Annotated in this window: 1 protein-coding gene; it reads right to left on the reverse strand. The window is 63.0% G+C overall.

What is annotated here, in order from left to right:
• On the reverse strand, positions 1-1,893 hold a 1,893-nt coding region (locus PMI30_RS02200; protein WP_008014612.1), incomplete at both ends, for an immunoglobulin-like domain-containing protein.

Below are 1,893 nucleotides of genomic sequence, written 5' to 3' on the forward strand. Positions count from 1 at the left end.
TCGATTTCCAGTTTCTCGTAATTACCGCCCTTGGCGTCGTCGATCTTGACGCTCAGCGAGCTGCCACCGGCCAGCGCATCGTTTGGCGCAACGAAGTCGACAGAACCACTGCTGGCGCCGACTGGAATTGTGATGGTCTGGCCGTTGGACAGGGTCACAACCACCGGCGAACCGGTGACCGGTGCGCTGACGGACGCGGTGTAAACCACGGTCCCGCCTTCAGCCACAGCGCTGGTCGCAGTGAGGTTCACCGTCGAAGTATCGATGGTGTCAGTCACATCGGTGACCGCCGCCGCAGGGTTGGTGGCCAGATTTTCGAAGTTGCCGCCGGTCGCGCTTTTGATGGTTGCGTCGACGGTGCCGGCGTCTTTGTAGACATCGTCTTTTGGTGCGTCGACGGTCACGCTGCCGGTAGTCGCACCGGCGGCGATGGTGATGATTGCACCGTTCGACAGGGTCACGGTCACCGGAGTCCCGGCGGCATTGGTCAGGCTCGCGGTGTAAACGATGGAACCGCCTTCAGCGACTGAGTCGGTCGCCGACAGGCTGAGGGTAGTTGTTTCAGGAGTGTCGGTAATCGAGGTATCCGCCGACTTGCCGTCGACTTCCAGTTTTTCGTAGTTACCGCCCTTGGCATCGTCGATCTTCACGCTGAGCGAACCGCCGCCAGCCAGTGCATCGTTCGGCGCGGTGAAGTTGACGCTGGCGCTGCTCGAGCCGACCGGGATGGTGATGGTCTGGCCGTTGGACAGGGTCACAACGACTGGCGAACCGGTGACCGGTGCGCTGAGGGATGCGGTGTAAACCACGGTCCCGCCTTCAGCCACAGCGCTGGTCGCAGTGAGGTTCACGGTCGAGGTGTCGAGGGTATCAGTCACATCGGTGACCGCCGCCGCTGGGTTGGTGGCCAGATTCTCGAAGTTGCCGCCGGTCGCGCTTTTGATGGTTGCTTCGACGGTGCCGGCGTCTTTGTAAACGTCGTCTTTTGGCGCATCGACGGTCACGCTGCCCGTAGTCGCGCCGGCCGCGATGGTGATGATCGCGCCGTTCGACAAGGTCACGGTGACCGGCGTGCCGGCGGCGTTGGTCAAGGTCGCGGTGTAGACGATGGATCCGCCTTCAGCCACCGAGTCGGTTGCGCTCAAGCTGAGGGTGGTGGTGTCTGAAGTGTCAGTGATCGAGGTATCCGCCGACTTGCCATCAACTTCCAGTTTCTCGTAGTTGCCGCCTTTGGCATCGTCGATCTTCACGCTCAGGGAGCCGCCGCCAGCCAGGGCATCGTTCGGCGCGGTGAAGTTGACGCTGGCGCTGCTCGAGCCGACCGGGATGGTGATGGTCTGGCCGTTGGACAGGGTGACAACCACCGGCGAGCCGGTGACCGGCGCCGATACGGACGCGGTGTAAACCACGGTGCCGCCTTCGGCGACGGTAGACGTCGCGGTCAGGTTCACGGTCGAGGTGTCGAGGGTATCGGTCACCTCGGTGACCGCCGCCGCTGGGCTGGTGGCCAGGTTTTCAAAGTTGCCGCCTGCGGCGTCCTTGATGGTCACTTCGACTTGGCCAGCGTCTTTGTAGACGTCGTCTTTTTGCGCATCGACGGTCACGCTGCCGGTAGTTGCGCCGGCGGCGATGGTGATGACGGCACCGTTCGACAGGGTCACGGTGACCGGCGTGCCGGCAGCGTTGGTCAAGGTCGCGGTGTAAACGATCGAGCCGCCTTCAGCCACCGAGTCAGTGGCAGTCAGCGACAGGTTGGTGGTGTCCGCGGTGTCGGTGATCGAGGTGTCGGCCGACTTGCCGTCGACTTCCAGCTTCTCGTAGTTACCGCCCTTGGCATCGTCGATCTTGACGCTCAGGGAACCGCCGCCAGCCAGTGCATCGTTTGGCGCAACG

The organism is Pseudomonas sp. GM50, from assembly GCF_000282375.1.
Taxonomy (GTDB): domain Bacteria; phylum Pseudomonadota; class Gammaproteobacteria; order Pseudomonadales; family Pseudomonadaceae; genus Aquipseudomonas.